Annotated in this window: 19 protein-coding genes and 1 pseudogene; all 20 read right to left on the reverse strand. The window is 31.6% G+C overall.

The features are described 5' to 3' along the window. Nucleotides 1–24: 24 nt before the first annotated feature. The 20 genes and pseudogenes from ACZ5B9_RS11590 to ACZ5B9_RS11685 all read right to left on the reverse strand — a co-directional run bounded on the left by ACZ5B9_RS11590 (nt 25) and on the right by ACZ5B9_RS11685 (nt 18,614). Nucleotides 25–507, reverse strand: a complete 483-nt coding sequence (locus ACZ5B9_RS11590) for a MarR family winged helix-turn-helix transcriptional regulator (protein WP_021769482.1) — start codon at nt 505–507, stop codon at nt 25–27. 28 nt (nt 508–535) lie between these two features. Further along, nucleotides 536–1,726, reverse strand: coding sequence for an AI-2E family transporter (locus tag ACZ5B9_RS11595; RefSeq protein WP_464422725.1), 1,191 nt, complete (start codon nt 1,724–1,726; stop codon nt 536–538). 38 nt (nt 1,727–1,764) lie between these two features. Then, entirely contained in the window at nt 1,765–3,090 is a 1,326-nt protein-coding gene (der, locus tag ACZ5B9_RS11600) for a ribosome biogenesis GTPase Der (RefSeq protein WP_314291304.1), read from the reverse strand. A 621-nt stretch (nt 3,091–3,711) separates the two neighbouring features. Then, nucleotides 3,712–4,089: a DUF1304 domain-containing protein gene (locus tag ACZ5B9_RS11605; RefSeq protein ID WP_036071158.1), complete on the reverse strand. Its 378-nt coding sequence runs from the start codon at nt 4,087–4,089 to the stop codon at nt 3,712–3,714. A gap of 46 nt (nt 4,090–4,135) precedes the next feature. Next, nucleotides 4,136–4,909: a type I methionyl aminopeptidase gene (gene map, locus ACZ5B9_RS11610; protein WP_464422726.1), complete on the reverse strand. Its 774-nt coding sequence runs from the start codon at nt 4,907–4,909 to the stop codon at nt 4,136–4,138. A gap of 212 nt (nt 4,910–5,121) precedes the next feature. After that, nucleotides 5,122–5,751: an adenylate kinase gene (locus ACZ5B9_RS11615; protein ID WP_464422727.1), complete on the reverse strand. Its 630-nt coding sequence runs from the start codon at nt 5,749–5,751 to the stop codon at nt 5,122–5,124. Nucleotides 5,752–6,025: 274 nt separating this feature from the next. Further along, nucleotides 6,026–7,519: a phosphohexomutase domain-containing protein gene (locus ACZ5B9_RS11620; RefSeq protein WP_464422728.1), complete on the reverse strand. Its 1,494-nt coding sequence runs from the start codon at nt 7,517–7,519 to the stop codon at nt 6,026–6,028. A gap of 89 nt (nt 7,520–7,608) precedes the next feature. Further along, a pseudogene (locus tag ACZ5B9_RS11625) lies at nt 7,609–8,538 on the reverse strand (transketolase family protein). Nucleotides 8,539–8,716: 178 nt separating this feature from the next. Next, a complete protein-coding gene (locus ACZ5B9_RS11630) occupies nt 8,717–9,535 on the reverse strand; it encodes a transketolase (RefSeq protein WP_464422729.1) in 819 nt (272 codons plus the stop codon). Nucleotides 9,536–9,613: 78 nt separating this feature from the next. Beyond that, a complete protein-coding gene (locus tag ACZ5B9_RS11635) occupies nt 9,614–10,018 on the reverse strand; it encodes a helix-turn-helix domain-containing protein (protein ID WP_464422730.1) in 405 nt (134 codons plus the stop codon). Between the two features lie 103 nt (nt 10,019–10,121). Continuing rightward, nucleotides 10,122–10,823, reverse strand: a complete 702-nt coding sequence (gene araD / locus ACZ5B9_RS11640) for an L-ribulose-5-phosphate 4-epimerase (protein WP_464422731.1) — start codon at nt 10,821–10,823, stop codon at nt 10,122–10,124. Further along, nucleotides 10,823–11,698: an L-ribulose-5-phosphate 3-epimerase gene (locus tag ACZ5B9_RS11645; RefSeq protein WP_464422732.1), complete on the reverse strand. Its 876-nt coding sequence runs from the start codon at nt 11,696–11,698 to the stop codon at nt 10,823–10,825. Before ACZ5B9_RS11645 ends, araD begins: the two co-directional genes overlap by 1 nt. A 9-nt stretch (nt 11,699–11,707) precedes the next feature. Further along, the gene (locus tag ACZ5B9_RS11650) at nt 11,708–12,367 is read right to left on the reverse strand and encodes a 3-keto-L-gulonate-6-phosphate decarboxylase UlaD (RefSeq protein WP_299571025.1); all 660 of its coding nucleotides are present in this window, start codon (nt 12,365–12,367) and stop codon (nt 11,708–11,710) included. Between the two features lie 99 nt (nt 12,368–12,466). Beyond that, the gene (locus ACZ5B9_RS11655) at nt 12,467–12,916 is read right to left on the reverse strand and encodes a PTS sugar transporter subunit IIA (RefSeq protein ID WP_464422733.1); all 450 of its coding nucleotides are present in this window, start codon (nt 12,914–12,916) and stop codon (nt 12,467–12,469) included. Nucleotides 12,917–12,944: 28 nt separating this feature from the next. Further along, entirely contained in the window at nt 12,945–13,226 is a 282-nt protein-coding gene (locus ACZ5B9_RS11660) for a PTS sugar transporter subunit IIB (RefSeq protein WP_464422734.1), read from the reverse strand. Nucleotides 13,227–13,265: 39 nt separating this feature from the next. Then, nucleotides 13,266–14,789: a PTS ascorbate transporter subunit IIC gene (locus ACZ5B9_RS11665; RefSeq protein ID WP_464422735.1), complete on the reverse strand. Its 1,524-nt coding sequence runs from the start codon at nt 14,787–14,789 to the stop codon at nt 13,266–13,268. Nucleotides 14,790–14,871: 82 nt separating this feature from the next. Next, complete coding sequence (gene ulaG, locus ACZ5B9_RS11670; RefSeq protein ID WP_464422736.1) at nt 14,872–15,933, reverse strand: L-ascorbate 6-phosphate lactonase; 1,062 nt, start codon at nt 15,931–15,933, stop codon at nt 14,872–14,874. A gap of 159 nt (nt 15,934–16,092) precedes the next feature. After that, a complete protein-coding gene (gene msrA / locus ACZ5B9_RS11675; protein ID WP_464422737.1) occupies nt 16,093–16,593 on the reverse strand; it encodes a peptide-methionine (S)-S-oxide reductase MsrA in 501 nt (166 codons plus the stop codon). Between the two features lie 488 nt (nt 16,594–17,081). After that, on the reverse strand, nt 17,082–17,828 hold the full coding sequence (locus ACZ5B9_RS11680; RefSeq protein WP_464422738.1) for an acyltransferase: 747 nt from the start codon (nt 17,826–17,828) through the stop codon (nt 17,082–17,084). 75 nt (nt 17,829–17,903) lie between these two features. Continuing rightward, a complete protein-coding gene (locus ACZ5B9_RS11685) occupies nt 17,904–18,614 on the reverse strand; it encodes a hypothetical protein (RefSeq protein WP_464422739.1) in 711 nt (236 codons plus the stop codon). Between the last annotated feature and the right edge of the window lie 419 nt (nt 18,615–19,033).

Below are 19,033 nucleotides of genomic sequence, written 5' to 3' on the forward strand. Positions count from 1 at the left end.
TTTATATAAAATTATTTTTAATTTTTAAATGATCCAAAAGTCAAAATCTTCACAAACCTGATCATATTTCTTATCTTTTCCTATTTTATCTGCAAACTCTCTTAAATCTTCTCCTGCTTTTCTCAAGTATTCCTCATTTCCCACAACTTCTTCGACTTTTTCTGAAATTCCATGCCATGCCTTATAAATCTCAGGCATAATTTTTAAGCCTTCCTCTGTTATTTTTGTAAAGGAGTTTTTTCCAGCTTTTTCCCTTGCTACATACCCTTTAGAAATTAGCTTATCAACAAATCTCGTAACTGTTGAGGGAGCTATTGCCAAAGTTTCTGATATTTGATTTACAGTCAATCCTTCTGCTTCTTCTTTTAATATAATCATAAGAAATCCGTGCGTTGGATAAATATCCAGCTTTTCAAATGATTCCTCCGCCATTTTATTAATCATTCTAAACATTTTTGAAATCGTAAAATAAATACATTTCTGAATTTCCATTTTTCCTTTAGTCATATTTTCACTTCCTTCCTTTCTTCGTTTGCTATTTATTCTTTACTACATATTTTTCCCAGCAGAATAACCACGTAAGTTTGATAATAATGTACACAGGAATAGCGACAAAAGCTCCTCCAATTCCGAACAAAGCTCCTCCCACAAGAACTACCAGAAGAGTTGTAATTGGATGCATTTCCACTGATTTCCCTGTAAGCCATGGTTTCACAATATTGGCTTCGATTGTTTGGACAATTGTAATTAGAACAATTATCAAAATCACAAGTTTAAATGATTTTGTAAAAGCATACAATATCGCTGGAATTAGACCAATAAAAGGTCCTATAAATGGAATAACGTTTCCAAATCCTATAATTACTGAAAAAAGAAGACTGTAATCCATTTTCAAAAAATAAAAAATCACAAACGATACTACGCCTACTATCATACTGTCCAAAGCTGTCACAAGAATATATTTCTCAATAGTTTCATCCATATTCTTTATAAGTACTATTAAGTCTTCTCTTCCCATATTTCGTAAAATTCGCTTAACTCCATTTTCAATGTTATCATAGCTAAAAATTAACATTATTGTAAAAATAGGTGTCATAAATAATAAACTGAATGTGCTGCTCATTAATGAAAAACTTGAACCTAGCACTTTTATTATATTTGTTACAATTATATCTTTAGAGTTCATTATAGATGTTCTTAAATCAATGTTATTACTTTCAAGAAATCCAAAAAAATTATTTTGCAGCTTTTCCTGATTTTTTAGTAAAAAGTCAATAAGGCTTGATACTTGCTTTGTAAATATCGGAACAATCGTTAAAACTATATAAAGAAAAATTATAAAAAACATAGTTAATACAAGTAAAATTGCAAATGTACGGTTTAACTGAATTTTTTTTTTCTTATTTTCATGAGAAATTTTATTAAATAATTCCATTCTTTTTCTTCGTTCTGAATTGCTTATATTCATTTTTTCCACTTTTTCAAGCTCATCAAGTTTACTGTTCTTAATTCTATCTTTTTCACTTATCATATCAATAAAAGGCATGAGGCAGTACACAATTACAAATGAGAGAATAAATGGAAAAATAGTGCTTGTAACAAGTCTTATTGGTTTTGCAAAATTGTCATAAACTCTAAAAAACAACAAAATTGCCAAAAGCATCAACACTGCTACAATCAGAATATTTCTTATTTTTAACAGTTTTTCCTCATCATAAAATTTCATTTGATTAATCTCCCTTTTTCTATCTATCAATTTTTTATCTATCCAAAGGTTTTTTCACTTTTCTTGTTAAATACAATATCAATTGGGCATCCTTCAAATCCAAAATATTCCCTTAACTTATTTTCAATATATCTTTGGTAAGAGAAATGTATTAGTTCTGGATTATTCGCAAAAAATGCAAATTTTGGCGGTGCTTGACTTACTTGTGTTGCATAATTTATTTTCACTGCTCTTCCTTTTCTTGTAGGCACTGGATTTTGTGCTATCATTTCTGCCAAAATCTGATTCAGAAGCCCTGTCGTTATCTTTTTATGATATTCTTCATTAATAAATTTAGCCTGCTCTAAAATATTCAGTGTTCTCTTTCCTGTCATTGCTGAAATCGTTACAATTGGTGCATAATCTAAAAAAGCCAAATCTGCCTTTACTAAAGCAGTAAATTCCTTCACACTATTATTATTCTTTTCAATCAGATCCCATTTATTTACAGCGATTATAATTGGTTTTCTCTCCTCATAGATCATTCCAGCAATCCTTTTATCCTGATCTGTCAAAAGTTCTGTCGCATCTAGCATAAGCACACACACATCTGCTCTCTTTATTGCCTTTATCGCACGTAATACGCTATAATACTCAATATCATCTTCCACTTTGGATTTTCTACGAATTCCTGCTGTATCAATTAATGTATAAGTTTCTCCATTATATTTCAAGCTTGAATCAATCGAATCTCTAGTCGTTCCCGCAATATCACTTACAATCGAACGTTCTTCGTTTAAAAGCTTATTTACAAGTGAAGATTTTCCTGCATTTGGTCTTCCAAGAATTGCAATATTAATTCCGTTTTCAGTTTGTTTTATTTTTTTATCTTCAAATTTGTTAATTACAGCATCCAACAAATCCCCAAGATTCGTCTTATGCTCTCCAGAAATTCCAATAACTTCTTCAAATCCTAGTCCATAAAATTCAAAAATATTTTCCTGGTCACGCATATAATTGTCAATCTTGTTTACAGCCACAACAACCTTTTTATCCTGTCTTCTAAGCACTGTTGCCACATCCTCATCAAGCCCAGTAATTCCAGCTTTTCCATCCACCAGAAATATAATTACGTCCGCCTCATCAATTGCAACCTGTGCTTGCTGCTTAATTTTCCCCATCATAAAGTCTTCTGTACGTGGCTCAAGCCCTCCTGTATCAACTAAAATAAATTCTTTTCCGCTCCACTCCATCTCACGGTAAAGTCTATCTCTAGTGACTCCTGGCTCATCTTTTACGATAGACAGCCTGTCCCCCACCAGCTTATTAAATAACGTTGATTTTCCCACATTAGGTCTACCAACAATCGCTACTGTATGTTTCATATCTTCCTCCTTTTTTATTTATTAAATTATCATCACTTTTTCAAACTATCTGTAATTATTTATTGCTTGTATTTCAAAATTATGTGATTTATTATTTTACCATACAACATTATAATATATTTTATCACATTTTTTGTATTTTTATTAGTCTTTTTTAATGATATTATAGAAAAAATGTAAATAAAATAAACACTGAGAGATTATTTCTTCAACCTTTTTGTAAATATTTTTAATTTTTATATACATTACTTCCTTTTCCTATTTCAATTACTAATATTACAAGTTCTTCATTTTTATTTCTGCTATTATTCTAAAATTATCAATTCTATATCTCCATAAATTTTTAAAATTATTATACAACGATTTTTCAAATGATTTTGGATTTTCAACTGATTCTAATTTTTTTAAATATTTCAATATCAAAACTTTATGGAATTATCTAATTTTATGTACTTTTTATTTATTATACTACATAATAAATACATTTCTAAATACTTCTTAAAATAAAAACAAACTTTGTAATGAAGAAAATTAATTTTCCATTTCTCTTTTTATTCACACAAAAAAACACCCAAACTCCAATTCTCCAGTTTAGGCGTATTTTTAAAAATCTAATCAAAATTATGAAACTATTAACGGTAACAATACTGCAATAATAGCCATTAAAGCAGGAAGTCCCTGCAATAAAAATATTTTTTTGGAAACTGTGACAGAACCATAAACAGCTGCACAAATAATACAAATCAGGAAGAAAACTGCAATTTGAATTTGAAATTCTCCAGTTTCAGTTAAACTCCATATTAATCCTGAGGCAAGAAAACTGTTGTATAATCCTTGATTTGCCATCATTTTTTTTACGCGCTCATCTTTTAAGAATTTTGAATCAAGTCCAAAATTTCGTTGTATAGTTTCACTTTCATTGAAATACATTTCAAGAATTAATATATAGTAATGCTCAATTGCCACAAATAATATTAATATGAGTGCCAGTATGCTCAAAATAATTCTCTCCCTTCTTTATATTTTCATGTTCTTTATTTTTAGTTTAATCTCTTACACTTAAAATTACAGGCTTTCCATCAATAATGGCAAGGCTATGTTCGTATTGGGCTGAACGTTTTCCATCTTTGGTAACTGCAGTCCACATATCCGATAGAACTTTTACTTTATAAGTACCGACATTTACCATCGGCTCAACTGTAATAACCATTCCATCTTCAATTTTAGCCCCTGTTCCAGCTTTTCCATAATTTGGAATAATTGGATCTTCGTGCATTTCCTTCCCTACTCCATGCCCTGCAAAATCTCTTACAAGCGAGAATCCAAAACTTTCCACATATTCCTGAATAGCATGCCCAATATCTCCAATTCTATTTCCGGCACGTGCCGCTTCAATTCCAATATCTCTTGCCTTTTCAGTAACTTCCATAAGTTTTTTAGAAGTTTCATCAATTTCTCCTACAGCATAAGTAATCGCAGCATCACCAAAATATCCATCAAGTACTGTAACCGTATCAACTGTCAGAATATCCCCTTCCTTTAGTATCTGCTTTTTGCTTGGAATACCGTGTACGACAACTTCGTTTACAGAAATACAAGTTGCGGCTGGATAAGGAGGGTATGGACGACCTACATCGTAACCCTTAGTTCCTGGAATTGCTCCTTGGCTTCTAATGTAGTCTTCAGCGATCTGGTCCAGTTCGTATGTGCTGATTCCAGCTTTTACGTGTTTTGGCAATACATCTTCAAAAAGTCTTGCAATTATTTCATTAGCTTTTTTTATTTTTTTTATTTCATCCAATGTTTTATAAATTATCATTTTTTGTACTTCTTCTTTCTAAATTCTTTTTTTTATTTTTTAGTATATATATTTAACAGTTCAATACTTTTTTGCAAAAAGTCTTATCCTTTTAAAAATAAAATTTTATTAATCCTCAAATAAATTTAGCAATATTACTTTAAAATTAAATTCAAGTTCTAAATTTTCTTAATTTTTACCAATTTAACCTTAGATAATATTCAAAATATTTACTATTTTTCCAAAATATCAATTATATCTTTTGTAATTTCTTCCAGTTTTTTTGCACCATCTACGCTGTAAACTTTATTCTGCTTTTTATAAAAGTCCAATACTGGTGCTGTCTGCTCGTTATAAACTGCCAAACGTTTTTTTACTGTTTCTTCATTATCGTCTGCCCTTTGTTCCAAATCTTGTGGATTTTCGTCAACTGGCGGATTGTATTTTATGTGATAAATTTTACCTGTTTTTTTCGATACTCTTCTTCCTGTGATTCTTTCGATAATTTCTTCATCGCTAACTTCAAGTGCAATTACTTTTTCAATTTCTCTGTTTGATTTTTCTAAAATTTTGTCAAGTTCTTCAGCTTGAGCTACCGTTCTTGGAAAACCATCCAAAATAAATCCTTTTTTACAGTCTTCCTCCTGAAGTCTTGCTTCCACAAGTCCGTTTACGATTTCATCCGAAACCAATTTCCCTTCATCCATCAATTTTTTTGCTTCCAGTCCTAACGGAGTCTTATTCGCAATTGCCGCTCTTAAAATATCTCCTGTTGAAATTTGAGGAATTTCATATTTTTGAATTAATTCCTTTGCCTGAGTTCCTTTTCCTGCTCCTGGCGCTCCAAATAACACTATATTCATAATTATTTATCCGATATTTAAAATTAAATACCGCTCCTTTCCAAATTTATTTTTTCACATCTAATTTTAACATTTTAAAAGCCATTTTTCAATTTTCTTTTTTAAATTTTCTAAAAAATAAGAAATAAAGAAAAAAAAACTGAATTTAATCAGTTTTTTCTGCTAAAGAATTTTAGCTAATTTAAGTTAGAGTGGGTAATAAACCCTTCTATATTTTACCACATTTATAAATTTTATCAATACCTTTTTTTAAATTTTTATTTTTTATTTTTTCTTAAATTTCCATTTTTTCATATTTTTTAAAATAATCCTTCAATTCTTCTAAAATTTCATTCCCCATTCCTTCTTTTTCCGTTTCTATATTAACACACAAAAGTGGTTCATGCAGTGACAATCTGATTAAAAACCAGCTTTTTTGACCGGCATTTACTCTTACACCTTCGTAGTTAGGCATTTCTAGGCTCCAACCTTCTTTTTTTCCAGCATATTCCCTAAAGTTTTCCACGATTTTTTCTCCACGAGTTCGAAAATCTTTATCTTTTATAGGAATTCTTATTTCTATTTCCTCAGCAGGCTCATACAGCTCATTTAGAACATCTGTAAATTCAATGCCTTTTTCCCTGCTCTCTACAAGCTGAATCAGAAGCCTTGCAGCCATGTATGCACCGTCATCAAGAAAATAGTTTTCTTTAAATGCCGCATGTCCAGACGTTTCTATCGCAAGAGGAGAATACTTCCCTTCGTTATTAAGTCTTATAGATTCATTTATTACGTTCTTATATCCTCGCTGGAATCTGTGATGAATCCCGCCGCGGTTTTCTATAAACTCTTTTAGCCCTGCCGATGTAACCGAATCTGTTACAATTATCCTGCCAGAATGCTCTTTTAACAATATTTCACTAAGCAATGCAATAAGATTATTTCTGTTAATTTCACGTCCATTTTTATCTATAAAGGCACTTCTATCTCCATCTGCATCAAATATTATTCCAAAATCTGCATTGTTATCAAGAACTGCTTTTTTTATTGATTCTATCGCTTCTTTTGCTTCAGGATTTGGAATATGATTTGGAAAGTTACCATCAGGATTTAAAAATTGGCTTCCAGCAGTATCTCCACCTAAAACTTCTATTACCTTTTTGGCAAAAAATCCTGCAGCTCCATTTCCTGCATCTATCACTATCCGTAAGTTTTTTAGAGGTTTATCCCCTTTCCCAATTTTATTTTTTATTAGTTCACATATATATGAAGCATAGTCATCTGCCAGATTTTTTACAATTTCTACACCTCTTTCTTCTTTAATCAAATTTTCTTCTTGTTTTTCGGCCATTTCTAGAAATTCATTAACATTACTTTTTTGAAGTCCTCCATTTTTCGTAAAAAATTTAATTCCGTTGTAGCAGCTCGGTAAATGGCTGGCAGTTATCATCATTGCGCCATCAGCTTTATAATCCTCAAATATCGTAGTCATAAATAGTGATGGTGTTATTGACATTCCGCAGTCATATACATCAATTCCCATTTCCATCAAGGTCTTTCTTATAACTTCTGAAAATTTAGGTCCTGTATGCCTTGCATCATATCCAACTGCCACTTTAACCTTTCTGTTTTCAGTCTTTGCGATTTCATCGCATTTTTCAGTTATCCAAAGCCCAAAGCCTTTTGCTATGAACTCAACTTCCTTTTCAGATAAATTGATGTCTTTGTCCTCATATTTGGAAACTATTCCCCGAATGTCAGTTCCACTTATCATATTTTTTAAATTCATAAAAATACCTCTCCTTTCAAGTAAAGCCATACCTATTCTCTTCATTATGAAAATTAGTATGGCTTTTCTATTATTGTTCACTTAATTTACTATTTTAAATTATTCAGCACTGTTTCTGCAATATCCTTCGCTCTAAGCCCGTAATTCGTAAGCATAGTCTCTCCATCCGCACTTTGTCCAAAAACATCCTGTATTCCATGTTTTACAACTTTTGCAGGATGAACTTCTGACAAATATTCTGAAACTGCGCTTCCAAGCCCTCCAATTACTGAATGTTCTTCACTTGTTACAATAAATTTACATTCTTTTGCCGCTTTTAGAACTGTTTCTGTGTCTAAAGGTTTTATCGTAGAAACATTTACCACTCTTGCCTTTACTCCTTTTTCTTCCAGTAATTTTGCCGCCTCAAGAGCTTCTGAAACCATAAGGCCAGTCGCTAAAATTGCCACATCGTTTCCTTCCCTCAAAGTTGCAGCTTTCCCTATTTCAAATTTATAGTTTTCATCAAATAATACTGGTATATTGAGTCTTCCAAGTCTTACATATACAGGCCCTTTGTATTCAGCCGCCGCAAAGACCATTTTTTCCGTTTCTACTGCATCTGCTGGCGACAGCACTACCATTCCTGGAATTGCACGCATTAAAGCCATATCCTCAACTGACTGGTGTGAACCTCCATCCTCTCCCAGCGAAACTCCTGCGTGAGTTGGACAAATCTTGACATTTAACTGTGGATAAGCCACCGAGTTTCTAACCTGGTCAAAGGCACGTCCTGCCGCAAAATGTGCAAAAGTTGAGGCAAACGGTATTTTCCCAGTCGTTGCAATACCTGCCGCTGTTCCAATCATATCAGCTTCTGCAATCCCAACATTTATATGTCTTTCTGGAAACTATTTTTTAAAATACGCAGTCATTGTTGATTTTGACAAGTCTGCTTCCAGTACCACCACATCTTTATTTACTTTTCCCAATTTAACTAACGCTTCTCCATAAGCCACTCTAGTTGATTTTTTTTCCATTCTCATATTCTCCTATTTTTTATTTCATCATTTTTAAAAACTTTCTCATACTATTCCACAAGCCAGGGTTAGTGCATAGCACTTTCGCCATTCTCTTTAATACGCCATTATTTAAATATGTTAAAATAACTATTATTGCGAAATGAAGGGAAATGGCGATTGATTTCCCTTGCTATTATTAGCTCAACTCTTCCATTGCCTTCTTGTATTCTTCATCGTTTGGAGCGGCTCCATGGAATCCTGCATTGTTCTCCATGAATGAAACCCCTTTTCCTTTTACAGTATTCGCAACGATAACTGTCGGCTGTCCTTTAACTGTTCTTGCTGTGTCAAGAGCATTTATGATTTCTTCATAATTGTGTCCGTCAATCTCAATTACATTCCATTTAAAAGCCTTAAACTTTTCCCCAACTGGAGCGACATCCATTACATCCGAAACTTTTCCATCAATTTGCAAATTGTTATAGTCAACTATCGCAACTAAATTGTCAAGCTTGTAATGTGCAGCAGTCATAACCGCTTCCCAAACTTGACCTTCCTGCAATTCTCCATCTCCTAAGATTGTATAGACTCTGAAATCGTTATTGTAAATTTTTGCGCTCAAAGCCATTCCGTTTCCCGCGGACAGTCCTTGCCCAAGTGAGCCTGTTGACATTTCAACTCCAGCCAGTTTTTTCATATCAGGATGTCCTTGAAGCGGAGAGTGCCATTTTCTAAGTGTTGGAATAAGATTTTTTCCTTCATCTCCTAAAAATCCTTTTTCAATCAAAGCCGCATACAGTGCAGGAGCAGCATGCCCTTTACTAAGAACTAATCTATCTCTGTTTTCCATTTTTGGATTTTTTGGATCAATATTCATTTCCTTCCAGTAAAGCACAGCCAGAATATCAGCAATCGAAAGTGAACCTCCTGGATGTCCTGATTTTGCCCTGTAAATCATTTCAATAATGTCTTTTCTCAATGTTTTTGCCTTTTTTTGCAAATCTTCAATTTTCATAAAAACCTCCTAAAATTAATATTAAAAAGAGAGCGGCCATAAAACTGGAAACTCTCTTTATTCTTACAAAAGCAGCATCTACCTGTTTAACAGTTCTATATACTGCTTAACTAACTCTATTTTTTCCGAATTCATATCCATTAATTTTCGAATTATTTCTCCAATATTTATATCTGAAAATTCTTCGATTATCTCATTAGTAAGCTCCTTTTTCAAATCCGACATATCTTTGTCTGTATATCCTATTATTTTAAATAGTTTCAGATGATCTATCTTCAATATTTTAGCAATTTTTTTTAGCAGAAGCGGATTTGTCATATTATGCTTGCCTGATTCTAGATTAGATAAATAGGCTGGACTTATTTTTAACATTTCAGCCATCTCTCTTAACCCTATATTTTTTTGTAATCTTTTGTTTTTTATATAGTACCCTAATGCTTCTACAAGATTAGAGTTTGTTTTTATACTGTCATTTCCAGCCATTTTTTCACCTTATCAATTTATTCATATGCAAATATAATATCATAATTTTATGATTTTGTGAACTGCTGAAACTTTTTGGCGCGTAACAAATGCAGTCTATAGTTTATTTTTTCTTTTGTCCATAGTAAGCATTAGCTCCGTGTTTTCTCAGAAAATGCTTATCCAATAATTCCTGCTGCATTGGTTTTATATCCTTATTTACCATTTCAGTAAACATTGCCATTTTTGCTACTTCCTCCAGCACAACAGAATTATAGACAGCTTTATCAGGGGTTTTTCCCCATGTAAAAGGCCCATGACTGTTCACAAGAACTCCTGGAATATATTCAGGATTTATATTTCTTTTTTCAAAAGTTTCTATAATTACTGTTCCTGTTTCTTTTTCATATTCTCCAGCAATTTCTTCAGGTGTCATTTTTCTTGTACAAGGTATTGAACCATAGAAATAGTCAGCATTTGTTGTCCCATAAGCAGGTATATCTCTTCCACTTTGAGCCCATATTGTAGCATTTGTTGAATGAGTATGAACAATTCCGCCTATTGAAGAAAATTTTTTATAAAGTTCAATATGTGTAGGAGTGTCTGATGAAGGGTTTAAATCACCTTCTACAACATTTCCATCCAGATCTACCACTACCATATCTTCCGCTTTCATTGTTTCATAGTCCACACCGCTAGGTTTTATAACAATTAGATTTTTTTCTCTGTCAATTCCGCTCACATTTCCCCAAGTAAACAATACTAGCCCTTTTTTTGGCAATTCTAAATTTGCCTTAAATACTTGTTCCTTTAATTTTTCCAGCATTAGATAAATCCACCTTCCTTCATTTTATCCAGCATCCATTGCTTTGCCTTTTTTACTTCCTCAATTGGGTTATCTGATTTTTCAGTCCACATTTCAATCAAAAAAGGTCCTTTATAATTTAATTCCTTTAATTTTTTAAATACTTTTGGAAAATCTACACATCCTTCTCCAAAAGGCACTTCCTTAAATTTCCCTTCAAAAGTGTCAGTTACTGCTAAAGTATCTTTCAAATGGATTCCTGTTATTTCTCCATTTTTTATTCCAAGTTCCAATTCTTTCAGCGTGTCATTTTCAGGCCATGCTGTCAAATTTCCTACATCGGGATAAACCTTTAGCCATGGAGATTTAATTATATTGGCATATTCCATATATTTTGTAATGGAATTGATAAATGGGTGATCCATAATTTCTATTGATAGTGTTACGTTGTACGAAGATGCCCATTCTACTGCCTTTTTCAAATTTTCAGTAAAATATTTTTTAGTCTGCTCGCTGCCTTCTTCGTAATAAACATCGTATCCAGCCATCTGAATCGTTCTAATTCCCATTTTATCTGCAAAAATTATTGCCTTTTGCATAAGCTCCATAGCCTTTTCTCTGGTCTTTTCATCCATGCTTCCCATAGGAAATCTTCTATGTCCGCTAAAGCACATTGACGGAATTCTAACTCCTGTATCTATTAAAGCCTTATGAATTCTGTTTATTTCATCATCAGTCCAGTCCAATCTTGCCAATCTTTCATCAGTTTCATCTATCGAAATTTCAACAAAATCATATCCGCATTTCTTAACCAGCTTTATTCTCTCAACCCAGTCAATATCCTTAGGAAGAGCCTTTTCATATATTCCCAAATTTAATTTATTAAGATCTTTCATATTATTCCTCTATTTCCAATATTTATCAATTTCTGCTTTAAAAGCCCTTGCAGCTGCTGCAGGATCTTCTGCTTCAGTAATTCCACGCCCTGCAATAAACGTAAACACATCTACACCTTCAAACAGTTTTAATGTATCAGTATTAAGTCCACCTGTTACAGAGACCTTGAATCCCATTTCAATTAATTTCTTGACTTTATTCAAGTCCTTTTCTCCCCAAGTTTCTCCAGCCAGCAAGGCATCCCTGCTTTGGTGGTAAATAGCCTGATTAATTCCTGCATCTAACCAAAGCTGAGCTTGTTCGTAAGTCCAGTCGCCATACAGTTCCACTTGAATTTCACCACGTTCTCCACGCTCTTCCTTTATAGCTTTTAAAGCTGCTTTCATTGTAGGAATTGTTGCAGAACAGATACAAGTCATCCAGTCTGCTCCACGAACTGCATTATTTTTAGCAACCGTTCCTCCTGCATCCGCACATTTTGTATCTGCCACTATTATTTTATCAGGAAATAAATTTCTTAAAACTTCAACCAATTCACTTCCAACTTGCAACAGACAAACTGTTCCAGCTTCTATAACATCAACTTCTTCCCCAACTGATACTGCCGCTTTTATCGCACCTTTTAAGTCAGAATGATCAAGTGCTACTTGTAATAATGGTTTTGCCATAGTTTTTCCTCCATTTCATATTCATACATTTTTGAAATATACTCAAACTCCTAAAAAATTATTTAAAAAGGAGCTTGAGCAATTTAAAGTTTTTTAGTACTATGCTTTTTCTTCTATCAGTTTATAAATATCTTGAGGCTCTCTAGCTTCCCTTATTTTTGAAAAAACATCCTCATCATCGAAAAGCATTACTATCTGAGGTATAGCTTCTCCTGCATGAACTTCATCATTTTCAGCTGCCAGTCCAATTAGTATATCTACTTCTTGTCCATCTGGAAATAATACAGGATTTTTCAAAGTAACAAGACTGAAAGAATTTTTATTAACTCCCATGTCAGGACGTTCATGTGGCATTGCCAATCCCGGAGCCAATATATAGAAAGGCCCTAATTCCTTTGTTCTTTTTATTATATTTTCTATATATTTTTCTTCTATTGAATTATTTTCCAGAAGAGGTTTCATGCACACATTTATCGCTTCTTCCCAATTGTTTGCCTCTTGCTGCAGTACAACAGAATTATTTTCTTTCAAAGAATCCAGCAAATTCATAAAAAAATCTCCTTCCAACTTTTATCTTTTAAGCTATTCCAACTTCTGTCAATTTACTTTCAAGCTCTTTTTCATCAAGTAAATTTAAAAGTCCAACTATTTTTGTATTCGGTCCACCTTTTAATTCAGGTGCAATATGAGTCGATGCAATAACTAAGTCATAATTTGCAAGCCCTGATTTAGCTTCTCCCAAACTGCATGAATTAACATCAGCCTGTACTCCTAATTTTTGTAATACTTTTCCAACTTTTAACTTCATAATCATACTTGTTCCCATTCCACTTCCACAAACTGCTAGTACTTTAATCATTATTATCACTTCTTTCTTTTTATTTTTTTATCAAAATTTCTAATTTTCTTCCAAATCTACAGTTCCTTCATAATACTGCTCTTTATTTTTAGATTTTGCATATTGAATTTGAGGAATTATTAGCATTGCAGCAATTACCAATACATATCCTATTATTCCTAAATATTTCATTACAAATCCTTGCGCTAGCCATACCGTACTTTGGTCGATATTTCCGTGCCATCCACCTTTTAACTGGAATAACGCTACAGCTACAGCTCCGCATAGTACCTGCAATACTCCTGATACAGCTGACAATATGAATGCAGCTCTTGCTCCCCCACGTTTATCAGCATACACAGCAATAGTTGCATTATCAAAGAACACTGGAACGAATCCTGTTATAATAAATACAGGCGATTTGAATATTAGTAATCCTGCTATTGAAATAAATTGAGCTATTGTTCCTACTAAAAATCCGAATAATACTGCACTTGGCGATCCAAATCCATAAGAAGCCGCACAGTCTACTGCAGGTAATGATCCAGGTAATATTTTATTCGAAATACCTTGGAATGATACTGTCAATTCTGATACGAACATTCTAACTCCTGTTTTCAAAATTGTTAAATATACTGCAAATAATAATGTTGTTGAAACAATGTAAGTACCAAATGAAAGTTTTTTAGGATCAAATGCTCCTGCTGCAACTCCATGAGGATTTATAACTGGACAAGTTTGTACGCCATTTTCAATCACACATTTTCCAAATTTCGCAGTAAAGAATTCAGGCCCTAGCACCCACATTATTATTCCAAAGAACACTATCATTATAAGTCCTGTTGCAATAATATCATCGTGAAGCATTGATAACCATTTAGGCAATTTCAAATCATCCAGTTTCTTTTTAGGATTTCCTATTTTTGGTGCCAATTTATCTGCCACCCATATAGCAAACATTTGTTGATGCCCTATTGCAAATCCAGCATTTTCTGTTAATCTCTGAGTTGGTTCCACTGATAAGTTTGATCCAACTGCCCAATATATTCCTGCAAAAATTCCTATTAATATTACTCCTTTTATATTTTGGAATTGAGGAAACAGGAAGAATATCATCCAAGATGCTGTTGAAGCTTGTTGCTGCATAATATGTCCTGTTATAAACAACGTTCTCACTTTAGTAAATTTTCTAAATAATACTAATATTATATTTATAATAAATCCTATAAGAAGTGCCATCATAACAGATGCTGCCAAATTAGACTTAGATGGATCTTGTTCAATAATATTTTTTATTGCTTCATCCACAGCCTGCAATCCAAAGTAAGGATCTATAACCGCTGCATTTAATTCAAATTTAGTCTTTAATGCTGCCAAGATTGGTCTAAATGTTGTTACTAGCCCTCCTGCACCAACATTTAATATCATATATCCTACAGTTGCCTTAATAAATCCTCCAACTGCCTCGTATATTTTTTTCCCTAAAAATAAATAACCTACAAAAACTAATAATCCTACAAAAAATTCTGGTTTAGTCAAAATATTCTGTCCGAACCATGTTCCAATTCCCATAAAAAAATTCATTACTTTTCTCCTTTGTGCTTTCTTAAAATAGTTTTATTGCTTAAATACTTTAAATTTATTTTTAAATAAAGTTTCAACATTTCTATAAGAACGATTTGAACGGCAAATCAGGCTCTATTGTGAATGCATCTTCAAATCCTCTTCTGTACATGTATTCCATATCATCTTTATTGTCGGGGAATACAAATTTCCCTCCAGGCTGCCATATATATGGCTTAAATTCGTACTTCATTCTGTCTTTTCTGTAATTCCACAATAAAGTGATTTCTTTCGGATCAGCCATAAAGTTAGACCAGATGTCATGGTGTAATGGAATAACTACTCGTGTCTTTAATTCTTCAGCCACTCTTAGCACATCTGAAGAAGTTAATTTATCTGTCATTCCTCTTGGATTATCTCCATATCCTACAAATGCCACATCTACTTTATTTTCATCTCCATGTTTTACAAAATAGTTTGAATGGTGGGAATCCCCTGCATTGTAAATATTTCCACCTGTTGTTTCAACTAAATAGTTTACTGCCATTTCATCCATATCAGGCGGTAAATTTCCTTTTAATGTTACATCTTCAGCAACTGTTAAAAGCATAGTTCTGTCAAATGATTCCAATGCTTTTATTTTTGCATCTTTTATTGTAATTTCATCTCCTGGTTTTACTTGTACCAGTCTATCTTCAGGCACTCCCCATTTTCTCCAAATTTCAATACATGTTTTTGGTCCTACGAATTTTGCTTCTGGACAATTTTTTACAACTGCCGCCGCAACATTTACATCTATATGGTCACTATGTGAATGTGTTGCAAGCAATGCATCAAGACCTTCTATTGCAAAAGGATCTATTACGCACGGAGTAAGTCTCAAGTTTGGCTGTAAAGCTACACATCCGACTGCTCTTTGATGCTGATGCTTAGGTTTCATTAATTTATTTTTTTGACTTCTTTTACCTGTTGCTACCCAGATATCCATTGCAATATTTGCATTTCCTTCTGTTTTGATCCAAAGTCCCATGTTTCCAAGCCACCACATTGCTACAGTATTTGGTTTTACTACTGTTTCAGCTATTTCCTCATTTAACCAAGTTCCCCATTCAGGGAATGTTCCCAAAATCCAAGATTCTCTTGTGATTTCATCTACTTTTGACATAATTTGTCCCTCCTAAAAAATGTTATTAAATTGTATAAATTGTTTTCTATTTGCTAACAATAGTATACCTTACTTTTTTCCAAAGTCAATAGCATTTTTTTTAAAATTTACAAAAAAAAGCCGGATAAAACCGACTTAATCATGAATTATTATTTTATATTATTGTTGAAATATTTTTGTTGCATTATCCAAATCAATATGACAATAACCATTTGGATTTTTCTCCAAATAATTTTGATGATAATCCTCAGCCATAATATAATGCTTTAATGGTCTTACTTCCACTTGAATTTCTTTTGAATATTTATTTTGTTCACTATCAATTTTTGATTTTATTGTATGAACTTCATCACTATCTACATAATAGATCCCTGTCCGATATTGCCGTCCTTCATCAAGCCCCTGTCTATTAATACTTGTAGGATCAATTATTGAAAAATAGTAATCCAAAAGTTTATCTAATGAAACTATTTCATTATCATATTTTATATGCACTGTTTCAGCGTGATCTGTCATTTTCAAAATATCATAGCTTGTATCAAGAGTTTGACCATTAGCGTAGCCAACGGTTGTTTCAATAACACCAGGAGCCATTTTAAAGAATTTCTCTACGCCCCAAAAACATCCTCCGGCTAGATAAATTTCTCTAATATCAGTCATAACTCACACCTCCTTTAAATTTTTAAATAACACTAAAATTATACTGTCACCCAAAATTTACTTAAAACAAAATCTAATAGGTAATTATGATTATATTACTTGTATATCAAAACCCCAATTATTAAATATTTTTATAGAAAATATCTACTAATATAATTCATTTTGTAATTATTTTTAGTATAATTTTAAATCATATTATTATAATCTCATTATACAAGTTTATGAATAGAAATTATTTAACAATTTCTTTTAATTAGATTATTTTTTTGTGAGTTTTTTATATACAAAAACTATTATTATTCATCTGTGAATAGTATATTTCCGTATTAATTTCCTCTCTTTCAAAAAATTATACAAAACCCCTAAACTTATACTTATTACAATAGTCAGAACCGATTTGAAAACCATTTCATCACTTATTTTTATTACAAAGTGAAGAACAATTAGATGAATTAAAAATGCAAAATATGTAGAGTTTGCAATTATTTTTATAAAATTATTTCTGTTGACAAAATTAAATTTACACCAGAATAAAAAAAGGAAATCGTCATTATGAAAGTTCCAAGTGAATTTTTATCAAAAAAATTGGATACACGGTTACCTGTTGTAATTAAAACATATTTTGTAGAAAAAAAACTTATGAAAAACCCTATAAAATAAATAATTATTATCCAAACAAATGAAAAATCTTTTATTTTTTCTTCGTATTTTTTTATAAAATATCCTAAAATATAATAACCAATAAAACCTGTTATTGGAAAATTTGAAAATGGAATTTCGGCAAAGTTGAAATAACGTAAATAAGGATTTAAAATATTACATAAAAACCATAGAAAAGTCACAAAAAATGTTTCTTTTTCAGCATATTTAAGAACCTTTTGAAGCCAAGGTGTGAGAAAATACAGCCCCAGAATCATATAAATATACCAAAAATGTGGAGCTGCAAATGCTTTCCCCTTTAAAATTGGTACAATCGGAACTTTGAAAAAATAAATATAAATCACATTAAAAACAATAAAAAGTGGTAAAATGTTTAAAATTCTCTTTTTAAAAAATAATGCTGTATTTTCTGATTTATACAACAGCAAATATCCGCTAATCATCACAAAAAGATTAACTCCGATTGAAATAACCGCATATCCTCCCATCCAAACATTTATCCCATACTGCCTGTTCAATGTGTGCAAAAGCACAATAAAAATAAACCCAAAAATTCTTATAATATCAATAGCCATTAATTTTAAAACTCCTAACCTTTGTAATAATCATAAAATTTTGTCTAAAAATAAAAATTGTTATAAATAAAACATTTAATCTTGAGGAATAAGTCCCAAAGATTTTTCCATTTCAATTGTTCTGTCAACATATTTTTTGTAAGTAATACCTAACTTGTAGTAATGATTTTCTTTCATTTTCAAAAAACTCCATCCGTAATCTTTTTTCTCAATTACTAGATACTGTCCTTTCTCATTGGATAAAATTGCCTTTATTTTAGGTTCTTCTACATTGTCTGTCCTCTTGTAATCCCACAAAATCTCAAAATAATTTGTAGAGTCCCAAATCCATTTTTTCACATCTTCTGTATTTTCAAGTTTTTTCCCATTTACATAAAGTTCTTTGCTATTTGAAATAATTTTCCTAATTTCTTTTAAATCCCTAACATAACTTGGCAACTGAAATATATTTATATTAATTAGAATTATTACAATTAAACAAACTGATACACAGCCCATCTTTAAATAAAAAATTTTCTTTTTTAACTTCTCTTTTCGCAAAGTTTCCTCAAAATCTCCAGTTTCTTCATCTTCTTTTTCATAATCATTTACAAAATCCTTTTTTGTTTCCAAATAAAACTTCAAAATTCCAAAAATAATTATTAACCAAATAGATATAATATTTTTATTAATTTTCAAAAATCCTATTATAATCGGAATAATCACATACATTAAGCTATTCATCAAAATAAATAGTTGTCTTTTTCTCTTTTCCTTTTCAATTTTCTGCTCATCGTAGACATACATATTTTTTAACCTCTTAACATTAAAAATCACCTTTTAAACATTTTACAATATTAACAAAATTTTTTCAAATTAATTGATAAAAATTTTTTTTTATGGTATAATTATTTTGTAAAAAGCAATCATGTGTATATTAAAAATTTGACGACAGAAGCCAGTTTGATTTAAGCTGGCTTTTTGTATTATAATTTGATATAATTATTTGGGTTTTCGTCAAAAACCTTAATATACCATGATTGGGGGTGAAACTGTCATGGAGCGTGATATAATTTATATCATAATTCAAATTGTAGTTGTCTACTATTTTTTAAGTAGAGGATAACACCCCAAAAATGAAAAATATTTTTCCCCTGCAGATATTATTTGCAGGTTTTTTTTGCAAAATTTCTTCATTATGTTATTGTAAAATTTAATTCAAAATG

The organism is Leptotrichia sp. SK-5 (assembly GCF_055387215.1).

What these genes read in the sequence shown, in the direction of transcription:
- ACZ5B9_RS11590 (WP_021769482.1), bottom strand. Translation starts at nt 507, where the DNA reads ATGACTAAAGGAAAAATGGAAATTCAGAAATGTATTTATTTTACGATT.
- ACZ5B9_RS11595 (WP_464422725.1), bottom strand. Translation starts at nt 1,726, where the DNA reads ATGAAATTTTATGATGAGGAAAAACTGTTAAAAATAAGAAATATTCTG.
- der (WP_314291304.1), bottom strand. Translation starts at nt 3,090, where the DNA reads ATGAAACATACAGTAGCGATTGTTGGTAGACCTAATGTGGGAAAATCA.
- map (WP_464422726.1), bottom strand. Translation starts at nt 4,909, where the DNA reads ATGATAATTTATAAAACATTGGATGAAATAAAAAAAATAAAAAAAGCT.
- ACZ5B9_RS11615 (WP_464422727.1), bottom strand. Translation starts at nt 5,751, where the DNA reads ATGAATATAGTGTTATTTGGAGCGCCAGGAGCAGGAAAAGGAACTCAG.
- ACZ5B9_RS11620 (WP_464422728.1), bottom strand. Translation starts at nt 7,519, where the DNA reads ATGAATTTAAAAAATATGATAAGTGGAACTGACATTCGGGGAATAGTT.
- ACZ5B9_RS11630 (WP_464422729.1), bottom strand. Translation starts at nt 9,535, where the DNA reads ATGAAAATTGAAGATTTGCAAAAAAAGGCAAAAACATTGAGAAAAGAC.
- ACZ5B9_RS11635 (WP_464422730.1), bottom strand. Translation starts at nt 10,018, where the DNA reads ATGGCTGGAAATGACAGTATAAAAACAAACTCTAATCTTGTAGAAGCA.
- araD (WP_464422731.1), bottom strand. Translation starts at nt 10,823, where the DNA reads ATGCTGGAAAAATTAAAGGAACAAGTATTTAAGGCAAATTTAGAATTG.
- ACZ5B9_RS11645 (WP_464422732.1), bottom strand. Translation starts at nt 11,698, where the DNA reads ATGAAAGATCTTAATAAATTAAATTTGGGAATATATGAAAAGGCTCTT.
- ACZ5B9_RS11650 (WP_299571025.1), bottom strand. Translation starts at nt 12,367, where the DNA reads ATGGCAAAACCATTATTACAAGTAGCACTTGATCATTCTGACTTAAAA.
- ACZ5B9_RS11655 (WP_464422733.1), bottom strand. Translation starts at nt 12,916, where the DNA reads ATGAATTTGCTGGATTCTTTGAAAGAAAATAATTCTGTTGTACTGCAG.
- ACZ5B9_RS11660 (WP_464422734.1), bottom strand. Translation starts at nt 13,226, where the DNA reads ATGATTAAAGTACTAGCAGTTTGTGGAAGTGGAATGGGAACAAGTATG.
- ACZ5B9_RS11665 (WP_464422735.1), bottom strand. Translation starts at nt 14,789, where the DNA reads ATGAATTTTTTTATGGGAATTGGAACATGGTTCGGACAGAATATTTTG.
- ulaG (WP_464422736.1), bottom strand. Translation starts at nt 15,933, where the DNA reads ATGTCAAAAGTAGATGAAATCACAAGAGAATCTTGGATTTTGGGAACA.
- msrA (WP_464422737.1), bottom strand. Translation starts at nt 16,593, where the DNA reads ATGACTGATATTAGAGAAATTTATCTAGCCGGAGGATGTTTTTGGGGC.
- ACZ5B9_RS11680 (WP_464422738.1), bottom strand. Translation starts at nt 17,828, where the DNA reads ATGGCTATTGATATTATAAGAATTTTTGGGTTTATTTTTATTGTGCTT.
- ACZ5B9_RS11685 (WP_464422739.1), bottom strand. Translation starts at nt 18,614, where the DNA reads ATGTATGTCTACGATGAGCAGAAAATTGAAAAGGAAAAGAGAAAAAGA.